We start from the raw sequence: 26,106 nt of genomic DNA, 5'->3' as shown, positions 1-26,106 counted from the left end.
GAGCGACGGCTACACGCGTCAGGCACGGCGGCGCCGGTTCAGGCGCGGGCCTGGGCGCCCTTTTGGTCACGCGCGCGCTCCGGTGCAGCGTGCAAGCCGCTAAGCTGCCGCGTCCTCCTGCTGCGAACGCCTGCATGACCCGTCCCTTCCTCATCATCGAAACCGGCCAGCCGGTGCCCACGATGCGTCGTCATGGCACGTTCCCGCACTGGATCCGGGTGGCGGCCGGGGTGTCGGCGCGGGAGGTCGAGGTGGTGGACGTCGAGCGTGGTGGTGCGCTGCCGGACGCGTCCGGCTATGCGGGCGTCATCGTCACCGGCTCGGGCGCGATGGTCACCGAGCGCGCGGACTGGAGCGAACGCAGCGCCGGATGGCTGCATGCCGCGGCGCATGCGGGCGTGCCGCTGTTCGGCATCTGCTACGGGCACCAGCTGATCGCGCACGCGCTGGGTGGCGAGGTGGGCGACAACCCGCAGGGGCGGGAGATGGGCACCTGCCCGATCGAGACCACGGACGCGGCGGCAGGCGACGCGCTGTTCGCCGCCGCGCCGACGACGTTCCTCGCCCAGACCACGCACCTGCAGAGCGTGCTGCGGTTGCCCGAGGGCGCGGTGGTCCTCGCACGGTCCGCGCTCGAGCCGCACCACGCGTTCCGCTGGGGTGATCGGGTCTGGGGCGTGCAGTTCCATCCCGAGTTCAGTGCCACGCACATGCGCGGTTACATCCGGGCGCGTTCGGGGGCGCTGTATCGCGAGGACCTCGACCCGGTCGCGCTGGTGGCCGCCGTGCGCGCGGCGCCCGAGGCGCGCGCGGTGCTGCAGCGGTTCGTGCGGTTTGCGGAGGCCGTGCCGAGGGACTGATGGGCGGTGGCGTGCGTCGCAGCCACTGGCACTCGCCTTCGCCTTTGCTTTCGCCGTTGCCGTTGCTGTTGCTGTCAGCTTTCGATCTTCGAGCCGTAAAGCGAGCCGAGCATCGCAGGGCAGCGGGGCCGAAGAGCAGCCCATGTCTGAGCGCAGCGAGTTTGGGCTGCGTGCCCCGCTGACCGAGAAGCGCAGGGGCCCGCCGCGGCTTCATGCGGCGGATCGCGTCCGGCGAAGGGACTTTTTGGTTCCTTTTTGGTCCTTCAAAAAGGAACTCGCACGCGCAGCGGGCGAAAGCCGTGCACTTGCTCTGCTTTTGCATCGTTCACCGCTATTGCCTGGGTCCAAGTTCTTCGCGAAGAACAGAGCTTCCGCGCTGTTCGCGCGGCTTACTTTTGTCTTGTCAAAAGTAAGCAAAACCGCCATCGCCGGCCACGAGCCGACGCGGCTGCGCCGCGCCGGTCCCCTGCGCTCCTCGCCTGACGCGGCACGCAGCCCAAACTCGCTTCGCTCAAACATGGGCTGCTCTTCGGCCGCGCCAGACTCCGGTGCTCGGCTCGCTTTACGGCTCGAACGTCAAAGGCTGGAAGCCAAAGCCAAAGCCAAAGCCAAAGCCAAAGCCAAACCCAAAGCCAAAGCCGAAGCGAACGCGAGCGCGAACGTCAAAAGGGAACGTCAACGCAAAGGTCAAAGCAAAGGCCGAAGTAAAGGCAAGTGCGAGACAGGCAAAGGGAGGTGCGAAAAAAAGCCATGCCTGAAGCCGGAAGAGAAAAAGTGATGCCGGGCATTCAATCGTGGCGACACAACGCCGTGCCGACCGCACAACGCATCTGCGCGTGGCGGCGATGCGACGCCGCCCTCATCCCGCGGCGTTCAATGGACGCGTGTCCGGCCGAACGCGGGCTGTTCCTGCGCACGGGGCAGCACCCGCGCATTTCGCCCACGGGGTGTCCGCCAACGAGGACGCGCGTGGCAGCCACGCAATCACCGCCGCCGCATCAGGGCGCGGTCAGGCGCTCCAGATCGTCGAGCGTCGCCAGCGCCGAGGCGCGCGAAGTGCCGCACATGGTCAGCGACGGACGCAGCGAGCCGCAGACCGCCGGGCGGTCCGGGTGCCCGAACAGGCGGCAGCCGAGGCGCTCGTCCAGCTGCACGCAGGGCACACCCGCGGGCTTTCCATGCGGCATGCCGGGGATCGCCGATGAAATCGACGGTGCGATGCAGCAGGCGGCGCAGCCGGTGCGGCAGTCCATCGTGGCGTCAGTGGCTGCGACGCATCACGGCGAGCACCCGCAGCACGACGCGGGTGGCAGTGACAGGCGCCAGGCCGAGGTTCACCGGTGCGGGTGCCCGGTGCAGCACCGAATGGTCGAGCAGCCTCTGGTCATCGCCTGCAGCAGCCGCTGCAGCCGCATCGATGCGGAGATCGGGGCCAGCGGCAGTCCGAAGCCGCCGAGCGCCAGCCCGCCGGAGGCTCGGGTTCCGCCCGCCGCCGGCCACCAGACCCATCGCGACGCAACGGCCGGGCAGGGCCGGCGCGAGCGAGATCTGCTGCGGCAGCAATTCGGGCGCATGTTCGAGCAACGCGGGCAGCTCCGCTCAGTCCGCGGTGACCAGCGACGCTTCGCGCTGACGCAGCGCCTCGTAGACGGCGTCGGTCTCGGGGCGTTCGCCGTACCACAGCGCGAAACTCTCGGCGGCCTGCTCGACCAGCATGCCCAGGCCGTCGACGGTCTGCCGCGCGCCGTGCGCGCGTGCCCAGGCCAGAAACGGCACCGCGGCTTCGCCGTAGCTCAGGTCCACGGCCACCGTGCGCATGCCGACCAGCGAGCGGGGCAGGTCCGGCACCGTGCCGGCGCGCCCGGCCGAGGTCGCGTTGACGATCAGGTCGAACTCGCCCATCTCGCCCAGCTGTTCGAGATAACGCGGGTGCACGCGTGCCGGGTCGCCCAGCGCATCGGCCAACGCGTCGGTCCGTGCGGAGGTGCGGTTGACGACGGTCAGCCCGTCGACGCCGGCATCGAGCAGCGCGGGCGCGACGCCACGTGCGGCCCCGCCGGCGCCGATCAGCAGCGTGCGTCGACCGCGCAGATCCAGGCCCTGGCGCTCGGTGAGATCCCGCACCAGGCCGGCGCCGTCGGTGTTGTCGCCGTGCCAGGCGCCGCCCTGGCGGATCAGGGTGTTGACCGCGCCGGCGCGCCGGGCGCGCTCGCTGCAGGTGTCCGCCAAGGCGAACGCGGCTTCCTTGAGCGGCAGGGTCACGTTGGCGCCGGTGCCGCCTTCGGCGGCGAAATCCTGCAGCGCAGCGGTGAAGACCTCGGGCGCGGCGTCGATCGCCCGGTAGTCGACCGCATGGCCCGACTGTCGGCCGAACGCGGCATGGATGCGCGGCGACAGGGAGTGGGCGACCGGATGGCCGAAGACCGCGAGACGGAGGTGGGGGGACATGGACGCTCCAGAAGTCGATGCGCACAGCGCGTCGTCGCAGTCTAGCGGCGGCGCTCCGCAGGAGGGGGTGACGCCGCGCGGGCCGGGCAGGCGCGCCAAAAAACTGACGCATCGGGTGTGCCTGGCGTCAGAAAGTTGTATATATCGTCACGTTGCGCCCGTTCGGGGCAGGGGGCGGGGCAGGGTGTCGAGACGTCGGCAGTCCGGCGGATCGATCTTGGCGGTCTGGCAGTTCCATCGCTTTCGGGGATCCATCGCATGTCCACTACCCGCAGGGTCGGCGCCGCTTCGGCGTTACTCGGTCTCGCCGTCGTCGCATGGGCGGCCACCACCGTACTTCCATCCCGCGTGCCTGCCGTCGGCAGCGCGCTCGATGCGGCGAAAGCCGGCGTCGCCAGCGTGATCGGCAGCGCGTCCGCACCGGCGCCGGCGCAGGGCGGCATCGCCGGCACCGGCGCCGCGTCGGTTTCCGCCGCCGTCGACGAGGCGCCCGAGCGGGTCATCGTCGTCTTCGAAGAACCCGCGCTCGCCGCCTACCAGGGGGGCGTGACCGGGATCGCCGCGCCGGCGCGGCGCACCGATGCACGCGGCAAGCCGCGCCTCGACGTCAGGGGCGCCAGCGCGCGCAGCTACGTGGGTTACCTGCAGCGGCGCCAGGCCGACCTCGAAGGCGCGATCGCGCTGCGCGTCGGCCGTCCGCTCGCCGTCGAGCGGCGCATGCAGCACGCGATCAACGCCGTGGTCGTCGAACTGACCGACAGCGAAGCCGCGCGCGTGGAGCAGCTGCCCGACGTGCGCTTCGTCGAGCCCTACCGCGAATACGCGCTCGACACCGACACCGGCCCCCGCCTGATCGGCAGCGAGGCGGTGTGGAACGGCACCTGGCCCGGCGCCACCGGCGCGTTCCAGGGGGAGGGCGTGGTGTTCGGCATCCTCGATTCGGGCATCAACTTCGGCGCGCCGTCGTTCGCCGAGGTCGATCCGGTCGACGGCTACCGCCACGTCAATCCACTGGGCAGCGGCACGTATCTGGGCACCTGCGCACCCGGCGGCATCGATGCCGGGCGCTGCAACAACAAGCTCATCGGCGGCTACGACTTCGTCTGCGGCGCGCCGGGCAACACCTGCACCAATCCCGGTTTCCGCGAAGAGCCCGGCTTCGGCGACACCAACGGCCACGGCAGCCATGTCGCGTCCACGGTGGCGGGCAACCGCCGCGACGTGGTGTTCCGCGGCAATCCGCGGCGCATCTCGGGCGTCGCGCCGCGCGGCAACATCATCGCCTACGACATCTGCTACACGAACCTCGCCACCGGCCAGGGCCTGTGCCCGAACGTCTCGGCAGTGGCCGCGGTGAACCAGGCGGTCGCCGACGGCGTCGTCGACGTCATCAACTACTCGATCGGCGGCGGCGCGCAGCCGTGGACCGAGGCCGTGTCGCAGGCCTTCCTCGGTGCGACCGAGGCCGGCATCTTCATCGCGTCGTCCGCCGGCAACAGCGGCCCGGGCCCGAACACGATGGGCCATCTCGAACCCTGGGTGTCGTCGACCGCCGCCGCCCAGCACGGCCGCGGCGCGTTCGCGCTCGCCCTCAACGTGACCGGGCCGGCGCCGGTGCCCGAGCCGCTGGCGCCGGTGCTGATCAACGAAGGCACCGGCGGCGTGGCGTTCACGGCGTCGATTCCCGGCACCACGCCGCTGCGCATCAGCGCCGGCATCAACGGCGTCGACGACGGCTGCGCGGCGTATCCGGCGGGCACCTTCGCCGGTGCGATCGCGGTCATCCGCCGCGGCACCTGCTCGTTCACGATCAAGGCCGACAATGCACGCAACGCCGGTGCGATCGCCGTGGTCATCGCCAACAATGCGGCGGGCGGCATCATTCCGTCGGTGCCCGGCGCGACCATCCCGGTCTTCGGCGTCACCCAGGACGAGGGCAACGCGCTGCGTGACTTCGGCCTGGCGAATCCGGCCGCCGCCACCGCCGGCATCCTGTATCCACCTCTGGTGCTGCCGAACACGGCCGATGCGCTCGGTGCGTTCAGCTCGCGCGGCCCGGCCGGCACCTTCGACCTGGTCAAGCCGGACATCACCGCGCCGGGCGTCAGCATCCTGGCCGTCGTCGCCGGCACCACGATCACCGGGTTCGAGCAGGCGATCGACCTGTACAACGGCACCTCGATGGCCTCGCCGCACCAGGCCGGCGCCGCGGGCCTGATCCGTCAGGCGCGTCCGGGCTGGTCGGTGCCGGAGATCAAGTCGGCGCTGGCGCTGACCGCCAAGACCGAGGTGTTCAAGGAAGATTCGGTCACCCCCGGAACGCCGTTCGACAAGGGCAGCGGTCGCGTGCAGGTGGATCGGGCGATCAATGCCGGGCTGGTGATGCACGAGACCACGGCCAACTACCAGGCCGCCAATCCGGCCACCGGCGGCGACGTGTCCGCGCTCAACCAGCCCAGCCTGGCCAACCGCAACTGCTACGACAGCTGCACCTTCGTGCGCACGTTCCGCAACCCGCACGGCGCGGCGTCGAGCTGGCGCATCCGCTTCAGCGGCGTCAACGCGACCGCCGTGCCGGCGACGCTGAAGGTGCCGGCCGGCGGCACGGCCTCGGTGCGCATCACGGTCAACACCGGCGGCGCGGCGGCCGATGGCAGCTGGCGCTTCGGCGAGATGGTGATGGAGTCGACCGGGCCGATCCTCGGCACGCAGCGCACCCCGCTGACGTTGCCGGTCGCGATCGCGATCCAGGCGCCGGTCGTGCGCCTGCCCGACGCGGTCTCGCTGGCGCTCGCCGCCGGTCGCAGCGGCAGCGCGACCGGGTCGGTCGGCAATGCCGGCGGCTCGCCGCTGGTGTATGCGGTCGACAACACCAGCAGCGGTGCGGTCACCGCGGTCGCGCGCTCCAGTGATGGCGTCACCAGCGGCTTCCGCGGCACGCACTACAGCGACCCCGCCACCGCGGGCGCACTGGCGCAGTACTCGGCCGACGACTTCACCGTCGACCGGCCGCTGCAGCTCACCGCCCTGTCGGCGCCGGGCTTCGTGGTCAGCGGCACCGCGTTGACGACCGCGGCGACCGCGCTGACCTGGGCGATCTACCCCGACGCGGGCGGCCTGCCGGCCGGCAATCCGACCTCGGCCGCGTCGGCCGCGGTGTGGAGCTACACCGCGGCGCCGACGGCGCCGGGCGTCGACGTCACCAATGCGGTGATCGCACTGAACCTGCCGGCCGCGGGCCAGTCGGTGACGCTGCCGCCGGGCCGGTACTGGCTGGTGGTGTCGACGCGCGGCACGTTCGCCAACCGCTGGGCCTGGTACGGCTCGACGGCCGGCAACGGCGGCTTCGCCTCGCTGACCGTCGCCACCAACGGCAGCGGCGCGTGGGCGGCCAACACCGCGTTCGCCGGCCTGGGCATGACCGTGCGCGGCCTCGTGCCCTGCGGCGCGCCGTGGATCGGTGCGGTGAGCCCGCCGTCGGGCAGCGTGCTGCCGGGGGCCACCCAGGCCAACCGGGTGACGCTCAGCGCCGCCGGGCTCGCGCCCGGACGCCAGGTCGGCTATCTGTGCGTAGCCAGCAACGATCCGGTGACGCCGAAGGCGGCGACGCCGGTGGTGCTGACGGTCAACTGAGGCCGCGCCGCCATCGCAACGCGAAACGCCCGGGTCTCCCCGGGCGTTTTGCCATCTGCGTCGACACAGGTGTGTTCCGCGACGCGATGGTCTCAGCCGCGTGCGCGCAACCAGCGCGCCGCATCCAGCGCGAAATAGGTCAGCACGCCGTCGGCGCCCGCACGCTTGAAGCCGAGCAGCGCTTCGAGCGCGCAGGCGCGCTCGTCCAGCCAACCATTGGCGGCGGCGGCCTTGAGCATCGCGTACTCGCCGCTGACCTGGTAGGCGAAGACCGGCACGCCGAATTCGTCCTTGGCCCGGCGCACGATGTCCAGATACGGCATGCCCGGCTTGACCATGACCATGTCCGCGCCTTCGTCGAGATCCTGCGCGATCTCGCGCATCGCCTCGTCCGAATTGCCCGGGTCCATCTGGTAGGTGGCCTTGTCGGCCTTGCCGAGCGCGCTGGCCGAGCCGACCGCATCGCGGAACGGGCCGTAGAACGCGCTGGCGTACTTGGCCGCGTAGGCGAGGATGCGCACGTGGACGTGGCCGTCGGCTTCCAGTGCCGCGCGCACGGCGCCGATGCGGCCGTCCATCATGTCGCTCGGCGCGACGACGTCGGCACCGGCGCGCGCATGGCTCAACGCCTGACGTACCAGTGCGTCGACAGTGATGTCGTTGACCACGTAGCCGGCGTCGTCGATCAGACCGTCCTGACCGTGCGTGGTGTAGGGATCGAGTGCGATGTCGGTGATCACGCCGAGCTGCGGGAAGCGCGCTTTCAGTGCGCGGATCGCGCGCTGGCACAGGCCCTCGTCATCCCACGCGGCGGCCGCGTCGAGTGATTTGGCCTCGGGCGCGGTCACCGGAAACAGCGCCAGCGCCGGAATCCGCAATTCGCTGGCCGTCTCGGCCACGTGCAGCAGCGCGTCGATCGACAGGCGTTCGACGCCGGGCATCGACGGCACGGCCGCGCGGCCCTCGGCCTCGTGGACGAAGACCGGATAGATCAGATCGTCGACGGTCAGCGTGGATTCGCGCATCAAGCGGCGCGAGAAGTCGTCGCGGCGCATCCGCCGCATGCGGGTATCGAGTCGGGGCATGGCGCCCATTCTACGGGTGTGGCCGACGCGCGTACCCGTAGGCGCGGACGGATCAGCCGGCGTCGTGCACGCCGTCGATTTCCAGCGCCAGTTCGCGCCGGCAGATCGCCGCATGCAGCAGCACGCGCGGCACGCGATCGCCGAAGCGCGCGTCGAGGGCTTCGGCGACCACCGGCAGGTCCTCGGCGTCGCGCACGTAGACCTTGAGCCGCGTGCCCGCGCCGAACACGGACGGCAGCGCCGGGCGTCCTTCGCGCGCCGAGGCGAGCAGGGCGTCGAAGTTGGCGAAGGTTTCGTCGAGCTGGGCCAGCAGTTCGCCCTCGTGGATGGAGGCATGGCCGACCACGCTGGCCGTGCCCGAGAGCATCAGCGGCATCGCGCTGCCGTCGGGTGGCAGCATCGCGCGTGCGAAGCTCGGCGCCTGCGGGCCGTACTGGCGCGGGTAGCGATAGGCGCTGACCTGGCGCGGATTCTCGACCGGCGTGCCGGGCACGCGCGCGGCCAGCCAGTAGACCTGGATGCGGCGCGCGTCGTCGCAGCGGCCGATCGCGGTCGCCGCCGGCAGGTTGGAGGTATCGAACGTCCCCAGGCCGCGCGCACGCCCCACGCAGAACTGGCGGTAGCGTTCGGCGTCGCCGTCGCCGAGGGTGATCGCGTCGAGGTAGTTCCAGATCCGCAGCAGATGCGGGTATTCGCTGCCGTCGGTGAAGCGGGTCAGCGCGCGGTAGGCGTGCTCGGCGGCCATCAGGATGCCGCTGTGGTCGCCGATGCCGGTGTGGCCGGCCGGCTCGTCGACTTCGATGGCGCCGAACAGCAGCTGGCCGTCGCAGGCCCAGGCGATCTCGCCCTCGCGGCCGTGCATCACCGGGGCCTGGGCGTGCCAGACCTCGAGCGGTGCGGCGCCGTAGGGCTGCAGCGGAACACGCAGCCAGCGCGGATCGTCGATCTGCGGCGCATCGTGGCCGAAGCCGAAGACGGCGAGCACGTCGGGCTGCGCGAGCAGGGCCTCGGGCGACGCCGCCTCGACATACTCCACGCGCAGGCGCGGCGGCGCGGCAGGCGACTGGGGACGGCTCATGGATTGCCCTCGTGCAGCGTATCGCCGCGGAAGACCGCGCGCGCCTGGCGACGCCGCGCCAGCCATCCGCGCAGCGCCTGCGGCGCGATCGCGATCGCGTTCATCGCGTAGATCAGGCGGAAGACGTGCAGCCGCCAGCGCACGGCCGCGTTGTCGAACACGTCGCCGGCGAGCATCGAGATCACCGCCTGCTCCACCTGCAGGTCGTTGCGCGGCGCCGAGAACAGGCGGCGCATCACCGGGGTGTTGAAGCGGTAGATGAACCAGGTGAAGTGGCGCAGCCCGCGCTCGATCCGCGCCTGCATCGCGCGCTGCAGCCGGGCCTCGCGTGCGGGCGCGCGCAGCGCGGCATCCACCAGCGTCGCGGCTGCGCGCGCGCTGTCCATGGCCAGGAACACGCCGGAGGAGAAGATCGGGTCGACGAAGGTGTAGGCATCGCCGATCAGAATCCAGCCCGGCCCGGCCATGCGTCGTGCGCCGTACGAGTAGTTGCCCGTCGCGTGGACCGGTGCCACGCGTTCGGCGCCCTGCATCCGCGCCCGCACGGCGGGATTGGTGGCCAGCGTGCGCATCAGCAGGGCCTCGTTGTCGAGACGCGCCTCGCCGCTGCCGCGCTGCTTGAGGTACTCGGGCGAACACACCGCGCCGACGCTCATCACGTCGTCGGGCAGCGGGATCAGCCAGAACCAGCCGTGCTCGAAGCGCGCGATGGTGATGTTGCCGGCGTCCTCGCCCGGGTGGCGGGCCACGCCGCGGAAATGACTGAACAGCGCCGCCGACTGGTGCGCCGGATTCTTGCGCTTGAGCTTCAGCCGGCTCGACAGGAAGGTGTCGCGGCCGCTCGCATCGATCACGTAGCGCGGCCGCAGTGCCAGCGGCGTGCCGTCCTCGGCGCGCGCCTCGACCCGCGACGGCCGGCCGTCGCGGCCGAACGCGACCTGCGTGACCCGGGTGCGCGCGTGGGTCTCCACGCCTTGGGCGCCGGCGTGTTCGAACAACAGGGCGTCGAACTGGTCGCGCCGCACGTGCACGGCGAAATCATGGCGCGGGTCGAGCTGCCGGGTGAACCGGAAGACGTGACTGCGCGTGACATCGTCGGCCAGCGGAAAATCCGCGCCGGCCTTGTGCACGCCGATCGCACGCACCTGGTCGAGCACACCCAGTTCGTCGAGGATCGGCATGTTCATCGGCAGCAGCGACTCGCCGATGTGGAAGCGCGGATGCGCGTCCTTCTCCAGCAGCACGACCGAGTGGCCGGCGCGCGCGAGCAGCGTGGCGGCGGTGCTGCCCGCCGGGCCGCCGCCGATGACCACCACGTCCACGTCGCGCACCGGCACCTGCGGGCCCGCGGCATCTGCGGCAGGGGCTGGAACGATCGGGGCGGGATTCATCCGGTGCGGTGCGCTGGCCTACGGGCCGCGCATCATAACGGAAGCGTCCGCGCGCCCGGCGCCGGCTGAACGGCGCCGCGCGGCTTGCGCCGGCCGGTCCGATGCCGGATCGTTGGCGCCCTGTCACGTCCACGGAAGTCCGCAATGTCCGCCCAAACCGATGCCGAACGCGCCCTCGCCGACCTGCTGGTCGAGAGCCTGAACCTGGAGGACGTCCAGCCGGGCGACATCGATCCCGAGGCGCCGCTGTTCAATGCCGGCCTGGGTCTGGACTCGATCGACGCCCTGGAACTCGCGCTGGCGATCAGCAAACGCTACGGCTTCCAGCTGCGGTCGGACAACGACGAGAACCGGCAGATCTTCGCCTCGCTGCGTGCGCTGTCGGCGCACGTCGAGCAGCACCGCACCACTTGATCCTGCTGCTGCAACTGCTGCTGGCGCTGGCCTACGCGGCCCTCGCCCATCTGGCGAGCCTGTGGCAGAGCGACGCCTGCGCGCTGGCCGCACTCGGCGTGCTGATCGCGATGCTGCTGGTCGAGCCGTTGCTGGCCCGCCGGCCCTGGGCCTGGATCGCCCTGCCGCTGGCGGGCTGGGGCGCATGGGCGCTGTACGCGGCGGGGCATGCGGCGTTGCCGCTGCTGCTGGTGCCGGTGGTGTTCGTGCTGGCGATCGCCTGGGTGTTCGCGCGCACGCTGCGGCCGGGCTGCGAGCCCTTGATCACCCGGATCGTCGCCGGCATCGAAGGCGGCACGCCGGCCGGGATCGAGCCGGCGCTGCGGCGCTACACGCGTACGCTCACCGCCGCCTGGGCGATCGCACTGACCGGCATGGCCGGCGCCAACCTGCTGCTGGCCATGCTGGCCAGCCCCGCCGGCCTGCTGGAGAGCGTCGGCGTGGCCTCGCCGTTTCCCATCACCTGGGAGCAGTGGTCGTGGTGCGCCAATCTGCTGAATTACGGCGTGATCGGCGGCTTCTTCGTCGTCGAGTTCGCGATCCGCAAGCGCCGGTTTCCGGGCCGGTATCACAGTTTTGCCGATTTTCTGCGCAAGCTGGCGGGTCTCGGCCCGATGTTCTGGCGCGATCTGCTGCGCTGAAGCGGCCCGGCTGCGGCCTTCACGCAAAGTAAACAGTATCCTAGGCGCCGCATGGAATACCGACAGACCCGCGCCGGGGCCGCCGCGCCCGTCATCGCCGAACTCCCGAAGCGCGTCCTCAACGTGCTCGAGTTCGCGTTCACCCTGCTCTGGACGGCGGGCTGGATCAGCGTGTCGCTGGCCCTGCAGCTGGTCAGCGGCCGGCCCGATCGCGCCTTGAACATGGCGCGCACGCGCTGGGCGCCCGGGCTGGTGGGCCCGGCCGGCGGGCTCACGGTCGAGGGGGCCGACGCGGTCGACTGGTCGCGTCCGTATCTGGTCGTCGCCAACCACGAATCGCTGCTCGATATCTGCGTGCTGTTCATGGCCGTGCCGGTGCCGCTGCGTTTCCTGCTCAAGGAGGAAATGCGCCGGGTGCCGTTCGTCGCCGGCTATGCGCGCGCGACCGGGATGCTCTTCATCAGCCGCGACGACCGCCGCGCCGGCCCGCAGCTGCGCCGCCAGGTCGCGGGCGTGCTCGCCGCCGGCCGGTCGCTGTGCCTGTTCCCCGAAGGCACGCGCACGCGCGACGGCCGCCTGGGCGAATTCAAATCGGGCTCGTTCCAGGCCGCGATCGACGCCGGCGTCGAGGTGCTGCCGATCGCCCTGCACGGCACCGGCGCGGTGCTCCCGGCGCGCGGGTTCTTCCGCGTGTCGCGCGGGCCGATGCGCGCCACTGTCGGCCAGCCGCTGCCGGTGGCCGGACGCGTGGGCGCGGCGGGTCGCCAGGCACTCGCACGCGAAGCCCAGGACGCGGTCGCCGCGATGCTGGGACGCGCGCCCCGCCCATGAGCCGGACGACGTTCGTCGTCCCGGGCACGCATCCGTGCCTGCCGGGACATTTTCCCGGGCGGCCGCTGGTGCCCGGCGTGGTGATCCTCGATCACGTGATCGCGGCGATCGAGACCGCGCACGGCGCGCTCGGTCCGCTGCGCCTGCCGCAGGTGAAGTTCGTGCAGCCCTTGCTGCCGGATGAGACCGCCGAGATCGCACTCGAGACCACGACCACCGAGGCCGGCCCGCGCTGGCGGTTCCGGGTCGAGCGTGACGGCGTCCTGCTGGCCAGCGGCGACGTGATCGCCACTGGCGGGGACGTGGCGTGAGCGCGGCCTGGAAGGCGCGCCGCGAAGGCGGCGGGCGCGCGGCGCTGCTCGCGATGCGCGCGGTTGCCTCGTGGTGCGGGCGCGCACCGGCCCGGCTGTTGCTGTATCCGGTGACGCTGTATTTCCTACTGCGTCGCGGCGCCGAACGCCGGGATTCGCGGGCCTATCTGTCGCGTGTGTTCGGCCGCCCGGCGTCGCTGGTCGAGGTGGCGCGGCACATCCACACCTTCGCCGCGACGATTCTCGACCGGCTGTTCCTGCTCAGCGAGAACACCCGCCGGTTCGACGTGCAGGCGTTCGGGCTCGACACCCTGCACCGGCATCTCGACGCCGGTCGCGGCGTGCTGCTGTTCGGCTCGCATCTGGGCAGCTTCGAGGTACTGCGCGTGCTCTCTCAGCAGCGCCCGGAGTTCGCGATCCGCGTGGTGCTCGATCGCGCCCACGGCAAGGTGATGACCGAACTGCTGGATACGCTGAATCCGGAGATCGCCGCCACCGTGATCGACGCCGGCCAGGACGGGCCTTCGGTCGCGCTGGCGATCGGCGCCGCGCTCGAGCAGGGCGCGATGGTCGCGTTGCTGGTCGACCGCAGCCAGGAGGGCGGGCCGACCCGTCCGGTGCCCTTCCTCGGCGCACCGGCCGAATTTCCGGTGGCGCCGTGGCTGCTCGCCGCCGTGCTCAAGGTGCCGGTGATGCTGGCCTTCGGCCTCTACCGCGGCGGTGCCCGCTACGACCTGGTGTTCGAGCCCTTCAGCGAGGGCGTGGATTTGCCGCGCCGCGACCGCCAGGCCGGTGTCGATGCGCTTATCCGCCGTTACGCGGAGCGGCTTGAACATCACGTGCGCAGTGCCCCCTACAACTGGTTCAACTTCTATGACTTCTGGAAACGCGACGACGATGCGACGCCTGCGCCCGCACGCCTGCCTGCTGCTGGCGACGCTGTGGCTGACGCTGCTCCCGGCCTCGGCCGCTCCACAAACGGCTGAGCCGGCGCAGGCGCGCCCCGCGCCCCGCGCCGACCAGTCGCGCGATCGCGTGCCGCCGCCGACCGCGGCGCGTGGCCGCGAGGTCGACGCCGACTGGATCCTGCACCGCCTGACCCGGCCACCGCCGCAGTCCACGCCGTTCGTCGAGCTGCGCCTGTCGGCCACGCTGCGCCGTCCGCTGGTGGTGTCGGGCGAGTACCGGCGGCCCGACGCCGACACCCTGGTGCGTGAAGTGCGCGAGCCCTACGCCGAAACCACGACCATTCGCGGCGGCGATGCCGTGATCGCACGCGCCGGACGCGCGCCGCGGACCGTCTCGCTGGCCCGCGTGCCCGAACTCGCCGCGCTGCAGGGCAGCTTCGGCGCGCTGCTGTCGGGTGATCGCACCTTGCTCGAGACGCACTACGCGATCGAAGCCGACGGCGTGCCGGCCGATTGGACCCTGACCCTCACGCCGCGCGATGCGCGCACGGCCACGCGCATCGCCGCCGTGGTGCTGCGCGGCCGCGACGACGAACTGCGCTGCATCGAAACCCGCCCCCGCCAGGGCGATCCGCAGCCCACGCTGCTCGCCGGCGCTGCGCAAGGCGCGTCCGCGCTCGAATCGCTCGATGCCGCGCTGCGCGCGTGCCGTGACGTGCCGCGTTGAAATCGCCGGGCACGTTCGCCGACACCCTGCTGCGGCGGCCCGGCCTGCGCTTGGCCCTGGCCGTCGCGTGGCTGGTGGTCTTGCTGCTCGCCGGCTGGCTGGTCGCCGCGCGGCTGGAATTCAGCGGTGATCTGCGCCGCTTCCTGCCCGATGCGCGCACGCCCGAGCAACGCCTGCTGATCGACGAGCTGGGCGAGGGGCCGGGCTCGCGGCTGCTGCTGCTGGCGATCTCCGGCGATGCGCCCGAGGTGCTGGCCGCGCAGTCGCAGGCGCTGCACGAAGCGCTGGCCGCCGACGACCGGTTCACCGTCGTCGCCAACGGCGCCTCGGCCGATCTGTCCTCGTTTCCGCCGGATCTACTGCCCTACCGCTACCTGCTGACGCCCTCGTTCGATGCGGCGCCGCTCGACGCCGACGCGCTGCGCGATGCCTTCGATGCGCGGCTGCAGGATCTGGGCTCACCGGCGGCCGGCCTGGTCGAGCCGCTGCTGCCGTCCGATCCCACGCTCGAGACCCTGGTGCTGGCGGAAGCCTGGGCGCCGGCGGCCGCGCCGGAGATGCTGTTCGACGTCTGGTTCGACCGCGCCGGCGAACGCGCGCTGTTGCTGGTCGAGACGCGCGCGGCGGGCTTCGATCCGACCGGCCAGCTCGACGCGGTCGAGACGATCCGCGCGCGCTTCGCCGAAGCACGTGGCGACGGCAGCGCGTCCACGCTGCAGATGACCGGCCCCGGCGCGTTCTCGGTCGACATCGGCGGACGCACCCAGCGCGAGGCGCAGCGCATCGGCCTGGCCGACACGATCGGCCTGGTGATCCTGCTGCTGCTCGCCTACCGCAGCTGGAAGATGCCGCTGCTCGGCGCGTTGCCGCTGGCCAGTGCCGGCATTGCCGGTCTCGGCGCGGTGGCGCTGCTGTTTCCCGGCGGCGTTCACGGCATCACGATCGCGTTCGGCTTCACCCTGATCGGCGTGGTGCAGGACTACCCGATCCACTTCTTCAGCCATCAACGCGCCGGCCTGTCGCCCTGGACGAACGTGCGCGGGCTGTGGCCGGCGCTGTCGACCGGCGTGATCGCGACCTGTATCGCCTACGCCACGTTCCTGTTCTCGGGCGTCGACGGCCTGCGCCAGCTGGCGGTGTTCACCGTCGCCGCGCTCGCGGTGGCCGCGCTGGTCACGCGCTATCTGCTGCCCGGCCTGGTCGACCCGGCGCCGCCGGACATCGCCGATTCGCCGCGGCTGCAACGCCTGTGGCACCGCATCGAAGCGCTGCCGCGACCGAAGTGGTCGCTGGCCGTGCTCGGCGTGGCGAGTCTCGCGGCGATCGTCCTCGCGCCCGGGCCTGCGTGGCAGAACGACCTGTCGAAGCTGACCCCGGTCGATGCCGACGCGATGGCGCTGGATACCGAACTGCGCGCCGAACTGGGCGCACCCGACGTGCGCTACGTGCTGGTCGCCCAGGGCGGCGATGTCGATTCAGTGCTGGCGGCGACGTCCGCGCTGCGTCCTGAACTCGACGCGCGCGTGGCCGACGGCCGGCTCGACGGTTACGACATGGCCGCGCGCTATCTGCCCGACGCCGAGGTGCAGCGCCGTCGCCAGGCCGCGTTGCCGGACACGCCGACGCTGCGCGCGATGCTGGACGAGGTATTGGCCGGCTCGCCGTTCCTGCCCGAGGCCTTCGCGCCGTTCCTCGCCGACGTCGAGCGCGCACGCACCGCACCGCTGCTCACGCTGCAGGATCTGCAGGCGTCGCCCTTGTCGAGCGCGGTGTCGGGCCTGCTGCTGGTGCATCCCGGGCGCGCGACCGCGCTGGTGTCGCTGAGCGGTCTCGACGAACCGGCCGATGTGGCCGCGCTCGCCGGCCAGGCGCGCACGCCGGGCGTCGAACTGCGCCTGCTCGACATGAAGGACGCATCGGAATCGCTGGTCGTCGAATACCGCGGCCGCGTGCTCGCAGCGATGGCGGTGGCACTGGTGCTGCTGGTGGCCACGGTGTGGATCGCCCTGCGCCAGCCGCGCCGCGTCTGGCGCGTGCTGCTGCCGACCTTGCTGACGCTGCTGGTGATCGTCGCGGTGCTGCGTCTGGCCGGCGTCGAACTCACGCTGTTCCATCTGGTCGCGCTGATCCTCGCCGCGGGTCTGGGCCTCGACTACGCGCTGTTCTTCGAACATGCCGGCGACGACCGCGCCGACCAGATCCGCACCCTGCACGCGGTGCTGGTGTGCAGCCTGATGACGCTGCTGGTCTTCAGCCTGCTCGCGCTGTCGTCGATTCCCGTGCTGCGCGCGATCGGCACCACGGTCGCGCTCGGTGTGCTGTGCAATTTCGTGCTGTCGCTGTTCGTCGCCCGTCACCGCGCGGCGATCGAGGCGGCGCGCGCCGAACCGGAGCCCGCCGAATGAGCCGCATCGACCGCAGCGCCATCCTCGCGATGATTCCGCACCAGGGCGCGATGTGCCTGTGGGACGGCGTCGACGACTGGGACGCGGATCGCGTGTGCCTGCGCAGCGCCAGCCACCGGGACCCGGACAATCCACTGCGCAGCGCGGGCCAGCTGCGCGCGCTGCACCTGTGCGAGTACGGCGCCCAGGCGATGGCCGTGCACGGCGGCCTGCGCGCGCGTGAGGGCGGTGCACCGGTGCGGCCGGGCATGCTGGTCGCCCTGCGCGGCATGCAGCTGCACGTCGCGCGCATCGATGATCTCGTCGGCGATCTCACCTGCGTCGCCGAGGTGCTGGTCGAGGCCGGCGACAGCCAGCAGTACGCATTCCGCATCGAATGCGACGGCGTGCTGCTCGCCGAAGGCCGCGCGGCCGTGATGCTCGGCGCGGCGCAGGACGCGGCCTAGGGCGGCCCGTCGGCCCGCTACAATGGCCGCATGACGACTTCCGACTCCAGCGCGCCCATGCGCCGCGCGCTCGTGACCGGCGGCAGCGGCGACATCGGCGGCGCGATCTGCCGTCGCCTCGCCGCCGACGGCCTGCATGTCATCGTGCATGCGAACGGCAACCTGCAACGCGCCGAGGGCGTGGTCGCCGACATCGTGGCCGCGGGCGGCAGCGCCCAGGCGGTCGCGTTCGACGTCGCCGACGGCGAGGCGACGCGCGCGGCGATCGAGGGTCTGCTCGAAGGCGGCGCGATCCAGGTGATCGTCAACAACGCGGGCATCCACGACGACGCGCCGATGGCCGGCATGACCGATGCGCAGTGGAAGCGCGTCGTCGACGTGTCGCTCCACGGGTTCTTCCACGTGACCCAGCCGCTGCTGCTGCCGATGGCGCGCAAGCGCTGGGGGCGGATCGTCAGCGTGTCCTCGGTCGCCGCCGTCACCGGCAACCGCGGCCAGACCAACTACGCCGCCGCGAAGGCCGCGCTGCACGGCGCGTCGAAATCGCTGGCGCGCGAGATGGCCAGCCGCGGCATCAGCGTCAACGTCGTCGCGCCCGGCGTCATTGCCGGCAGCATGGCCGACGACGCGTTCCCGGCCGAGACGGTCAAGCAGATCGTGCCCGCCGGACGTGCGGGCACGCCGGACGAAGTGGCCGCGCTGGTCGCCTTCCTGTGTTCGGAGCCGGCCGGCTACATCAACGGCCAGGTCATCGGCATCAACGGCGGCATGGGCTGAGGCCCACGGGTCGCGCCGCCGCGGTCGGCGATGCGAGGCGCATCGGCGTCCGGCACGGCGCGCCGTCGTGACTGCGCGGCATCCACGCCGGCTTCAGGTCACCGGCGCGATGATCGGCGGCGTGCCCGATCGGGCGCCCCTTTTGCCGAGGACATCGCCATGCGCGCACCCCGTCTGCTTCTGGTCCTGCTCGCCGCCGCGCTGACGGCCGGCTGCGCCAGTTCCCACGTGCTGACCGGCACGCCGCGTGCGCCGATCGATCCGGCGCAGGTGCGCATCTATCACGGGCCGCCGCCGGGCCAGTACGAGGAGATCGCCATCCTCAACACCAGCAGCGGCGCGCTGACCTACGGCGAGCAGAACAAGATCGACTCCGTGCTGCAGAAGTTGCGCAACGAGGCCGCGAAACTCGGCGCCAACGGCGTGCTGTTCCAGGGCACGGCCGACGGCGAGCGCAGCGGCGGCGTCAGTGTCGGGGGCGGCGTCGGCCGTGGCGGCGGACGTTCGTTCTCGTCCGCCGGCGTGGGTGTCAACATCAGCCCACAGCAGAAGTACGCGAGCGGGATCGCGATCTGGGTGGCGAACCCGCCGCCGATGTCGACACCGCAGCAGGCCCCGGGCGCCGACGGCAACTGAGCGCTCCGCACGCGTCGTCCGCGAGGCATCTGAAGTACATCGACGCGCCGCGCAAGCGGCGCGTTCGCGGATGAGGTCCGCATTTGCGCCGGTGACTATTCGCCGACAGCGTCGGTTGCGATCGGCGTTGCGCGATCGCGCCCGGCGCGGGAACGCGCGGTGTCCGGAGTGGGTATACCGGCGTGTCGCCGTTCGGTCGATTCGAGCGCGGCATGACGCGACGGGCGCGTGCGCGGTCAGAGCTCCAGCGACCCGTGCTACGCGGTACCGGCATAGGCACGTGACACGAAAGAAGACTGGCGCGGCGAAGCGCGCGCAGACACATCATCGGCACGCGTGCCGTGCCGTGGATGGCCGCAGTGCGCGGTCAGCCGCGACGCGAGTCCGGCGCGTGCACCAGCACCGGCGGCGCCTCCGTGACCCGGCGGCGCGCGGGGGCGAGCAGGGCGTAGAGCAGGCCTGCAGGCACGCCGGCGGCCGCCATCCAGAACGCGCAGGACCACTCGCGCGTCGCCCCGACCAGCAGTGCCACCGGCGACAGCCAGTTGACCAACGGAATCGCGATCAACAGCGCGACCACGCCGGCCAGTGCGTAAAGCGGAACGCGCGCGGCGGCCGGCGCTTTCGGTTCGAGCAGCGCGACCACGCCGAACGCGACCAGGAGTGCGGGCGCCACCACGTAACCGCCGTACGTGAGCGAGAAACCGCTGAAGATGTCGCGCAGCGTGACCTGGAGCCGCACCGAGCCGACGTCCGCGCCGATCGAGGCCAGGGCCGCCAGGTTGTACTGGCTCTGCACGATCGAGCCCCAGACGATGGCCAGCACGAGCGCCAGCAGGAATGCGGGAACCACGCCTTTCAGTGCCGACGTTTTCACTCGCTGTTCTCCCGTTTCGTGATCGACTCGACGTTCGATTGGCGCATAGGCGCGATGGAGAGCGAGTGATGATGCGAGGTCTGGGGGCGTTCGTGCTGGGTGTGCTGCTGGTGGCCGCGGTGCCGGCCCGGGCGGAATTCCGTGTCGAAACGGTGGCCGAGGGCCTGGAGCATCCCTGGTCGATCGCCTTCCTGCCCGACGGCCGTGCGCTGGTCACCGAACGCCCGGGACGGCTGCGCGTCATCGAGAACGGCGCCTTGCGCGAGGCTCCCGTGGAAGGCGTGCCGGCGGTGTTCGACTCCGGCCAGTCGGGCCTGCTCGAGGTGCTGCCGGCGGCGGACTTCGAACGCAGCGGCGTGCTGTTCCTGTCGTTCGTGCACGGCGACAAGAACGCCAACCACACCCGCATCGTACGTGCGCGTTTCGACGGCCAGCGGCTGAGCGACGTGCAGCCGATCTTCACCACCCATCCGTCGAAATCCGGCGACGCCCACGGCGGCGGCCGTCTGCTGCTGCTGCCCGACGGCACCTTGCTGATGGGCCTCGGCGACGGCTTCTTCTTCCGCGAGGAGTCGCAGAAGCTCGACAGCCACCTGGGCACCGTCGTGCGCATCCACGCCGACGGCAGCGTGCCGAAGGACAACCCGTTCGTCGGTCGCGCGGGTGCGCTGCCGGAGATCTACAGCTACGGCCACCGGCACATCCAGGGCCTGGTCTACGATGCCGCGCGCGACCGCATCTACGCGCACGAGCATGGCCCGCGCGGCGGCGACGAACTCAACATCATCACGCCGGGCACCAATTACGGATGGCCGCTGGTGAGCTTCGGCCGCGACTACAGCCGCGCGCTGATCACGCCGTTCACCCGGATGACCGGCATGGAACAGCCGGTCCTGCACTGGACGCCGTCGATCGCGCCTGCCGGATTGGCGCTGTACGACGGCGATGCGTTCCCGGGCTGGGACGGCAATCTGTTCGTCGCCGCGCTGGCCGAGAAGAGCCTGCGGCGGATTCCGATGGCCGGTGGCGCTCCGGGAGCCCAGGAGATCCTGCTCGACGATCTCGGTGAGCGCATCCGCGACGTGCGCGTCGGCCCCGGCGGTGCGCTCTACGTGCTCACCGACGAATCCGACGGACGGGTCCTGCGGCTGGTGCCCAACTGATCGGATGCGCGGGCCACGCAGCCGCGCTCCGGAACGCATCCGGAATCCGACGCCATGCGGCACCGCGTCTGCGGACGCGGTGCCCGTTTGGTCAGCCCTATCCGCAGCCTGGACGCGTCGCGCGTGCCGGCAGCCGGCGCAGGGGCGAGGCGTGCGTCAGGCGGCGTCGGCGTACCAAACCGGTGCCAGCGACGGCGGCGGGGCGTCGGACGCCAGCAGCGCGCCCAGTCCCTGGTCGTCGATGGCGGGGTGGTGCTTGCGTGCCCGCTGCAGGATCTCGCCGGCCAGCCAGCGCATCCGCGCCACGTTGGCGTCGACCCGCGCCACGAACGCGTCGGTATCCATGACATCGTGCAGCGCGGCGTTCATGTCGCAGAACCAGTCGATCTTGAACTGGTCCAGCAACCGGGCCTCGGGCCGGGGGCCGCCGGCATTGGCCGCGCCCCAGGCGCGCAGCAGGGGCTGGACCGCGAGGTTCAGCGCGCGTGCCTCGTTGAACGCTGGGCGCAGCCGCCCCAGCGTGGCCAGGTCGGTGATGCGTCCGCTGCAGAACAGCGGCGCCAGCAGCGCCCAGTAGTAGGTGTAGTCCCAGATCACCTTGACCGGCATGACCTGCTCGTCGCCGAACAGCGCGTACTGGTCCTGGTAGAGCGTCAGCGTGTTCTCGTAGAACGAGAAATACAGCTGCTGATAGAGTTCGGCATGGTGGGTGATGTCGCGGCCGGCCTGCTCGCGGGCGATCAGGTCGCAGATGTAGGTGTTGCTGATCGCGATGAAGTCGCTGCCCGGCGAGTAGAACGGATCCAGAAACAGCCCGGCCTCGCCCGTCAGCGCCCAGCGGTTGCGCGAGAACACCTGTTTGCAGCCGTAGGAGAATTTGCGCAGGAACATGAAGTCCTGCAGCGTGTGCTCGCTGCGATCGAGGCTGGCGGCGACCTGCGGCTGATGGCGGCGCAGCCAGTCCATCGCCTTGGCGTGTGTGTTCATGGTGTCGAGCGGGTGCATGTCCGCGTCGCAGACGATGCCCAGCGAATGCGCGCCCGACGACAGCGGAATCAGCCAGAACCAGTAGCCCGGCCCGCACATGTGGTTGGTCGAACGCCAGCGGTCCGGCGGATCGCAGCGCTGCAGCCACTGCGTGTCCTCCGACCAGGCGTTGGGATCGACGAAGCCGTCCACGCGCCACCACACCGCGTTCGCGTTGTGCGCATTGGCCATCGCCAGATCCAGCTTGCGCTTGAGCAGGCCGACACGCCCGCTGGCATCGACCACCCAGCGGCAGGCGAGTGCATGCGTAGTGCCGTCGCGTTCGACGTGGACCGTGTGATCGGACGCGTCGTCGGCCAGATCGATGCCACGGACCACCGCGCCGTCGTCGAAGCGCACGCCGAGCGCACGCGCGCGTTCGCCCAGATGGTTCTCGAAGCGGCCGCGGTCGATCTGCCACGACGGCGTCGGCATCAGCTGGCTCACGCCCAGCTCGGTGCAGCGGTCGACGTGGTCGCTGCCGTCGGAGAAGAAGAAGCGGAAACCGAACTTCCGGATCTGCTCGGTATCCAGGTGCTCGCGCAGGCCCAGGACGTTGGCGAAATAGTGCGCGCCGATCTCGACGCTGGATTCGCCGACCTTGTGCGCCGCCTCGCGTACCGGATGCTGGCGGCGTTCGATCACGGTGACATCGAGTTCGGGATGCTGCCGGCGCAACTGCAGCGCCAGCGTCAGACCGGCCAGTCCGCCGCCGAGAACGGCGACGTCGGTGCGGCGGGCGGAATCGGCGTCGCGCATCATCCTGTCTCCTGCATGGTCGCCGCGGGCGGTGCGGCGAGATCGTTGCCCGGATCGTCGATGACCGGCGGGCGGCGGCGCAGCTGCCGGTAGCGGCCGACGATGTCGCCCTGCGCCAGGACCTGCGCGGTCACGTGCGCGGTGATGCGATAGAGGTCGTGCACCAGGCGGAAGTGGCTCTGGCGGAACTGTTCGTCGGAATCCGCACTGCGGTAGCGGGTTTCGACCGGCACCGAGACCAGTCCGCAGCCGAGTTCGCGCGCGGCCGAAATCAGGATCTGTGCCTCGTAGACGAAGCCCTCGCCCGGCACGTGCTCGAGCGCGAGCACGGAGGCCGGATAGAGACGCTGGCCGCTCTGGCTGTCGACCAGCCGGTAGCCGCAGGCCCAGGCGATGCCCCAGTCGCCGAAATCGTTGCCGATGCGGCGGTACCAGGGCTGCGTCCCGCGCTTCCTCAGACGCGCGCCGTTGACGATGCAGCCCGGATGGCGGTTGGCCGCCTCGATCAGCCGCGGGATGTCGCTGGCGCGATGTTGGCCGTCGCCGTCCATCGTGACCACGGCCTCGAACCCGCGCCGGCGTGCCTCGGCGAAACCGTCGCGCAGGGCGGCGCCCTTGCCCATGCGCTGCGCGTGGCGCAGCAGGGTCACCGGCAGCGCCGCGACGATCTCGGCGGTCGCATCGTCGGAGCCGTCGTCGACGACGATCACGTGATCGCAGTGGTCGAGCGCACTGCTGACCACCTCGTCGATCCGCAGCGCCTCGTTGAGCGCCGGAATCACCACCGCGACATTGCCGCGATGCAGGCGGGCGGTGGTCATCGCGCGATCTCCACCACCAGCTGGCGGTGCGGCCCGGCCTTGAGCCGCGCCTCGGACGTGCCGGTGGCGAGCGCATCGAACAGCGGCAGCATCTGCGCCATCGCGTTGCCTGCGGCACGGGTCGCGAGCGGGCCGGTCGCCGGCGTATCGTCGCCGTCGCGCAGTGCGAGGCTCAGGCGCGGGCCGGTGCCGCCCCGGCTCAGCACCAGCGCCGCGCCCAGCAGGCCCTCGCTGTGCGTCACCGTGCCCAGCAGGCCGGTGGCCGCCGTGTCGTAGGCGACCAGCAGTACCGCGTCGCTGCCGGTCGCCAACTGCAGCACCGCTTCCAGCAGGCCCTGGGCGAAGGTGCCGTCGAACGCACTGATCGCCGTCGCCGCCTCGGTGCAGCCGGCGCCGATCGTCCAGTAGCCCGCAGCGGCGTTGTGCACGGAATTGTGGAACTTGGTCGGCGACACCGCGGTCGGGTCGGTCGCCAGCGTCTCGCACATGTAGTCGGTGATCGCGAGATCGCCGTGGGTGGAGGCGAACACCGACGGCAGCGTGGCCGGGTCGCGACCGGCGGCGCGGCATGCGGCGAGGGCGACCTCGAGCGCGACCGCGACCGAGCCGGGTGCACGCCGGCGTTCGTTCGGGGCCAGCAGCTGCGGCGCAGGCCGCGCGGGTGCGGTCTCCGGGCGTACGCCGTCGCGGGCGAAGGCCGTGGCGGCGTCCCAGTCGGGCAGGCCGTCGGCCCAGAAGCCGATGCCGGCAATCGTCGCGGTCAGCGCGCTCATGCCGCCGCTCCGCGGCCGAACACCAGCGCGCAGTTGTTGCCGCCGAAGCCGAAGGAATTGTTCATCGCGTAGCGGATCTCGGCCTCGGCGTTGTCGAAGCGGATCTGCGGCCCACAGGCCGCGTCCGGTGTTTCGCTGTACAGGATGCCCGGCAACAGGCCGTCTTCCAGCGCGAACAGCGCGAACACCGATTCGACGATGCCCGCCGCGCCGAGCGTGTGCCCGGTCCAGCCCTTGGTCGAACTGGCGTGCAGCGTGTCCGGGAAGAGTGTCTTCACCGCGCCGGCCTCGACGGTGTCGTTGGCCGGGGTCGAGGTGCCGTGGAGGTTCAGATAGCCGACCTCGCCCGCATCGATGCCCGCGCGCGCGAGCGCACCGCGCATCGCCAGCAGCGCGCCGAGCCCTTCGGGATGCGGCGCCGACATGTGGTGCGAATCGCTGGATTCGCCGTAGCCGCGCAGCAGCGGACCGGTCTCGTCGGGCCCCGCACGCTCGAGCACCGCATAGCCGCCGGCCTCGCCGAGCGACAGGCCGTCGCGATGCGCGTCGAACGGCAGGCAGGGATTCTGCGAGACCAGGCCCAGCGCGTTGAAGCCGAACAGCACGCTGCCGCACAGCGTGTCGACGCCGCCGACGAGTGCCGCGTCGACGACGCCGGCCTCGATCATCCGCGCCGCCTGCGCGAACACCTTGGCGCTCGACGAGCACGCGGTGGCCACGGTGATGCACGGGCCGCGCAGGCCGGTGGCGTGCTGCAGGAAATCGCCCAGCGAATGCGGGGTGTGGACGATGGGCCGGGCCAGGTCGTCGGGCATCCGGCGCGTCCCGTCGGCATCGACCTCCGCGCGGGCATAGGCCTCCTCGCTGGCACCGATGCTGGAGGTCGAGGTGCCGATGACCAGCGCGATGCGCTCGGCGCCGTGACGCGCGATCAGGCCATCGAGTGCGGCCTGCACGCCGTCCTGCTGCAGCGCCAGCCAGGCGAGCCGGTTGTTGCGGCACTCCCAGCGCGCCAGTGCGGCGGGCAGGGCGGCGTCTTCGAGGCCGTCGACACGTCCGATCCAGGTCGGCAGCGGTGCGTCGCCGAAGTCGTTGCGACGCAGCCCGCTGCGCCGCGCACGCAGGGCCTCGCGCTGGGCGGCGTTGCCGCGACCGAGCGCGGTGGTCGCCGTGTAGGCGCGGATGGCGATGGCCGGCATCGGCGGGGGCGACGGCGTCGAGGGCACGCGTTCGGTCCGTGGTGAAGGCCGCCGAGTATAGCCAGCGCGCGTGAGTCTAGAATTCAGCCTCGCCCCGTCGCGGGCGCTCCGGACCCGACGCGTTTGGCCAGATCCCGCCTGCTGCACCGTCTCCGCCTGCTCGCCGACGGCGACGCGCTGCATGCGCTGGTCGTGGCCGGCGCGGCGTGCGTGTTGAGCCTGGGACTGGTGTACGTGGGCTACGTGGTCCACGTCTGGCGGGTGGCGCGGGCCGCGCCGTGCGCGCCGGGCCGTGGGGATTGTCTGCTGCTGTTCGGCAAGCATGCGCCCGACGGTCGGCTCGATGCCGATTTCCAGGCGCGGCTGGCACGCGCGGCCACGGTATGGGAATCCCGCCCGCCGCGCAGCCTGCTGCTGCTCGGGGGCGGTCCCGAGGGCGGCCCCACGGAGGCCGCACTGGCCCGGCAGGCCCTGCTCGACCTCGGCCTCGCGCCCGATGCTCCGATCCGCCTGGAAGACCAGTCGCGCGACACGGTGCAGAACCTGCGCAACGCGCGCCTGCTGCTGGCCGAGGGCGATCCGGTCGAGGCGCCGCCGGTGGTGATCCTGCTGAGCAGCCGGTATCACCTCGCCCGCTGCGCCTTCCTCGCCGGCCGCATGGGCCTGGACTGGGAGGTCTGCGCCGCCGAGCCCGCATTGTCCTGGCGCCCGGAGACGCTCGGCCTGATCGCGCGCGAGGCGGCCTACGTCTGCTGGATGGATCTGGGCACGCGCTGGGCGCGGATCATCGGCCACCGCCGCATGCTGGCGCGGTTGAGCTGAAAGCCGCAGGGCCGCCCGGGGCGCGCCCGGCCCGGC

At 71.6% G+C, this 26,106-nt stretch carries 26 protein-coding genes; 15 read left to right on the top strand and 11 right to left on the bottom strand.

Features of this window, described 5'->3' with window-relative positions:
- The first annotated feature begins 134 nt into the window (after positions 1-134).
- Together PQS31_RS11820 and PQS31_RS11815 are read left to right on the top strand one after the other, a co-directional pair.
- The gene (locus PQS31_RS11820) at positions 135-860 is read left to right on the top strand and encodes a glutamine amidotransferase (RefSeq protein ID WP_272762934.1); all 726 of its coding nucleotides are present in this window, start codon (positions 135-137) and stop codon (positions 858-860) included.
- Positions 861-1,002: 142 nt separating this feature from the next.
- Positions 1,003-1,638, top strand: a complete 636-nt coding sequence (locus tag PQS31_RS11815; RefSeq protein ID WP_272762933.1) for a hypothetical protein — start codon at positions 1,003-1,005, stop codon at positions 1,636-1,638.
- 220 nt (positions 1,639-1,858) lie between these two features.
- Here PQS31_RS11815 and PQS31_RS11810 read toward each other — a convergent pair whose 3' ends face one another.
- From PQS31_RS11810 to aroE, 3 genes are read right to left on the bottom strand one after another with little or no spacing between them, the layout of a single operon-like run.
- Complete coding sequence (locus tag PQS31_RS11810; RefSeq protein ID WP_272762932.1) at positions 1,859-2,113, bottom strand: YkgJ family cysteine cluster protein; 255 nt, start codon at positions 2,111-2,113, stop codon at positions 1,859-1,861.
- A gap of 7 nt (positions 2,114-2,120) precedes the next feature.
- Complete coding sequence (locus PQS31_RS11805) at positions 2,121-2,444, bottom strand: hypothetical protein (protein WP_272762931.1); 324 nt, start codon at positions 2,442-2,444, stop codon at positions 2,121-2,123.
- Between the two features lie 15 nt (positions 2,445-2,459).
- Positions 2,460-3,308 carry a shikimate dehydrogenase gene (gene aroE, locus PQS31_RS11800; protein WP_272762930.1) on the bottom strand — a complete coding sequence of 283 codons (849 nt, stop codon included), beginning with the start codon at positions 3,306-3,308 and terminating at the stop codon, positions 2,460-2,462.
- Positions 3,309-3,566: 258 nt separating this feature from the next.
- On the opposite strand from aroE, the gene PQS31_RS11795 reads away from it, so the two are divergent.
- On the top strand, positions 3,567-6,941 hold the full coding sequence (locus tag PQS31_RS11795; RefSeq protein WP_272762929.1) for a S8 family serine peptidase: 3,375 nt from the start codon (positions 3,567-3,569) through the stop codon (positions 6,939-6,941).
- Between the two features lie 92 nt (positions 6,942-7,033).
- Here PQS31_RS11795 and hemB read toward each other — a convergent pair whose 3' ends face one another.
- From hemB to PQS31_RS11780, 3 genes are read right to left on the bottom strand one after another with little or no spacing between them, the layout of a single operon-like run.
- The gene (gene hemB / locus PQS31_RS11790; protein WP_272762928.1) at positions 7,034-8,026 is read right to left on the bottom strand and encodes a porphobilinogen synthase; all 993 of its coding nucleotides are present in this window, start codon (positions 8,024-8,026) and stop codon (positions 7,034-7,036) included.
- A 52-nt stretch (positions 8,027-8,078) separates the two neighbouring features.
- Positions 8,079-9,104: a pteridine-dependent deoxygenase gene (locus PQS31_RS11785; protein ID WP_272762927.1), complete on the bottom strand. Its 1,026-nt coding sequence runs from the start codon at positions 9,102-9,104 to the stop codon at positions 8,079-8,081.
- Positions 9,101-10,495: an NAD(P)/FAD-dependent oxidoreductase gene (locus tag PQS31_RS11780; protein ID WP_272762926.1), complete on the bottom strand. Its 1,395-nt coding sequence runs from the start codon at positions 10,493-10,495 to the stop codon at positions 9,101-9,103. Before PQS31_RS11780 ends, PQS31_RS11785 begins: the two co-directional genes overlap by 4 nt.
- Before the next feature lie 144 nt (positions 10,496-10,639).
- Here PQS31_RS11780 and PQS31_RS11775 point away from each other — a divergent pair, with 144 nt between their 5' ends.
- From PQS31_RS11775 to PQS31_RS11730, 10 genes are all read left to right on the top strand, one after another.
- Entirely contained in the window at positions 10,640-10,909 is a 270-nt protein-coding gene (locus PQS31_RS11775; protein ID WP_272762924.1) for a phosphopantetheine-binding protein, read from the top strand.
- Positions 10,906-11,589, top strand: coding sequence for a ketosynthase (locus tag PQS31_RS11770; protein WP_272762923.1), 684 nt, complete (start codon positions 10,906-10,908; stop codon positions 11,587-11,589). Before PQS31_RS11775 ends, PQS31_RS11770 begins: the two co-directional genes overlap by 4 nt.
- Positions 11,590-11,640: 51 nt before the next feature.
- Positions 11,641-12,420, top strand: a complete 780-nt coding sequence (locus PQS31_RS11765; protein ID WP_272762922.1) for a lysophospholipid acyltransferase family protein — start codon at positions 11,641-11,643, stop codon at positions 12,418-12,420.
- A complete protein-coding gene (locus PQS31_RS11760; RefSeq protein WP_272762921.1) occupies positions 12,417-12,731 on the top strand; it encodes a hypothetical protein in 315 nt (104 codons plus the stop codon). Before PQS31_RS11765 ends, PQS31_RS11760 begins: the two co-directional genes overlap by 4 nt.
- Positions 12,728-13,717 (top strand): acyltransferase, encoded by a 990-nt coding sequence (locus PQS31_RS11755; RefSeq protein WP_272762920.1) that lies wholly within the window; start codon positions 12,728-12,730, stop codon positions 13,715-13,717. The genes PQS31_RS11760 and PQS31_RS11755 overlap by 4 nt, the downstream gene beginning before the upstream one ends.
- Positions 13,629-14,366 carry a LolA-related protein gene (locus PQS31_RS11750; protein WP_272762919.1) on the top strand — a complete coding sequence of 246 codons (738 nt, stop codon included), beginning with the start codon at positions 13,629-13,631 and terminating at the stop codon, positions 14,364-14,366. The genes PQS31_RS11755 and PQS31_RS11750 overlap by 89 nt, the downstream gene beginning before the upstream one ends.
- On the top strand, positions 14,363-16,771 hold the full coding sequence (locus tag PQS31_RS11745; protein WP_272762918.1) for an MMPL family transporter: 2,409 nt from the start codon (positions 14,363-14,365) through the stop codon (positions 16,769-16,771). Before PQS31_RS11750 ends, PQS31_RS11745 begins: the two co-directional genes overlap by 4 nt.
- Positions 16,768-17,217, top strand: a complete 450-nt coding sequence (locus tag PQS31_RS11740; protein ID WP_272762917.1) for a phosphotransferase — start codon at positions 16,768-16,770, stop codon at positions 17,215-17,217. Before PQS31_RS11745 ends, PQS31_RS11740 begins: the two co-directional genes overlap by 4 nt.
- Before the next feature lie 30 nt (positions 17,218-17,247).
- Complete coding sequence (fabG, locus tag PQS31_RS11735) at positions 17,248-17,994, top strand: 3-oxoacyl-ACP reductase FabG (RefSeq protein ID WP_272762916.1); 747 nt, start codon at positions 17,248-17,250, stop codon at positions 17,992-17,994.
- A 159-nt stretch (positions 17,995-18,153) separates the two neighbouring features.
- Positions 18,154-18,630 carry a hypothetical protein gene (locus PQS31_RS11730; RefSeq protein WP_272762915.1) on the top strand — a complete coding sequence of 159 codons (477 nt, stop codon included), beginning with the start codon at positions 18,154-18,156 and terminating at the stop codon, positions 18,628-18,630.
- A 367-nt stretch (positions 18,631-18,997) separates the two neighbouring features.
- Here PQS31_RS11730 and PQS31_RS11725 read toward each other — a convergent pair whose 3' ends face one another.
- Positions 18,998-19,507 carry a hypothetical protein gene (locus PQS31_RS11725; protein WP_272762914.1) on the bottom strand — a complete coding sequence of 170 codons (510 nt, stop codon included), beginning with the start codon at positions 19,505-19,507 and terminating at the stop codon, positions 18,998-19,000.
- Between the two features lie 68 nt (positions 19,508-19,575).
- Here PQS31_RS11725 and PQS31_RS11720 point away from each other — a divergent pair, with 68 nt between their 5' ends.
- On the top strand, positions 19,576-20,670 hold the full coding sequence (locus PQS31_RS11720; RefSeq protein ID WP_272762913.1) for a PQQ-dependent sugar dehydrogenase: 1,095 nt from the start codon (positions 19,576-19,578) through the stop codon (positions 20,668-20,670).
- A 156-nt stretch (positions 20,671-20,826) separates the two neighbouring features.
- On the opposite strand, the gene PQS31_RS11715 is transcribed toward PQS31_RS11720, so the two are convergent.
- From PQS31_RS11715 to PQS31_RS11700, 4 genes are read right to left on the bottom strand one after another with little or no spacing between them, the layout of a single operon-like run.
- The gene (locus PQS31_RS11715; RefSeq protein WP_272762912.1) at positions 20,827-22,455 is read right to left on the bottom strand and encodes an FAD-dependent oxidoreductase; all 1,629 of its coding nucleotides are present in this window, start codon (positions 22,453-22,455) and stop codon (positions 20,827-20,829) included.
- Positions 22,455-23,276: a glycosyltransferase family 2 protein gene (locus PQS31_RS11710; RefSeq protein ID WP_272762911.1), complete on the bottom strand. Its 822-nt coding sequence runs from the start codon at positions 23,274-23,276 to the stop codon at positions 22,455-22,457. The genes PQS31_RS11715 and PQS31_RS11710 overlap by 1 nt, the downstream gene beginning before the upstream one ends.
- The gene (locus PQS31_RS11705) at positions 23,273-24,049 is read right to left on the bottom strand and encodes a beta-ketoacyl synthase chain length factor (RefSeq protein ID WP_272762910.1); all 777 of its coding nucleotides are present in this window, start codon (positions 24,047-24,049) and stop codon (positions 23,273-23,275) included. The genes PQS31_RS11710 and PQS31_RS11705 overlap by 4 nt, the downstream gene beginning before the upstream one ends.
- On the bottom strand, positions 24,046-25,248 hold the full coding sequence (locus PQS31_RS11700; protein ID WP_272763049.1) for a beta-ketoacyl-[acyl-carrier-protein] synthase family protein: 1,203 nt from the start codon (positions 25,246-25,248) through the stop codon (positions 24,046-24,048). Before PQS31_RS11700 ends, PQS31_RS11705 begins: the two co-directional genes overlap by 4 nt.
- 123 nt (positions 25,249-25,371) lie before the next feature.
- On the opposite strand from PQS31_RS11700, the gene PQS31_RS11695 reads away from it, so the two are divergent.
- Complete coding sequence (locus PQS31_RS11695; RefSeq protein ID WP_272762909.1) at positions 25,372-26,070, top strand: YdcF family protein; 699 nt, start codon at positions 25,372-25,374, stop codon at positions 26,068-26,070.
- Positions 26,071-26,106 lie beyond the last annotated feature (36 nt).

The organism is Luteimonas sp. BLCC-B24 (assembly GCF_028550595.1).
Classification (GTDB): Bacteria; Pseudomonadota; Gammaproteobacteria; order Xanthomonadales; family Xanthomonadaceae; genus Luteimonas.
Note: the sequence above shows the minus strand (reverse complement) of the source record. Positions and strands in the feature narration are given on the sequence as shown.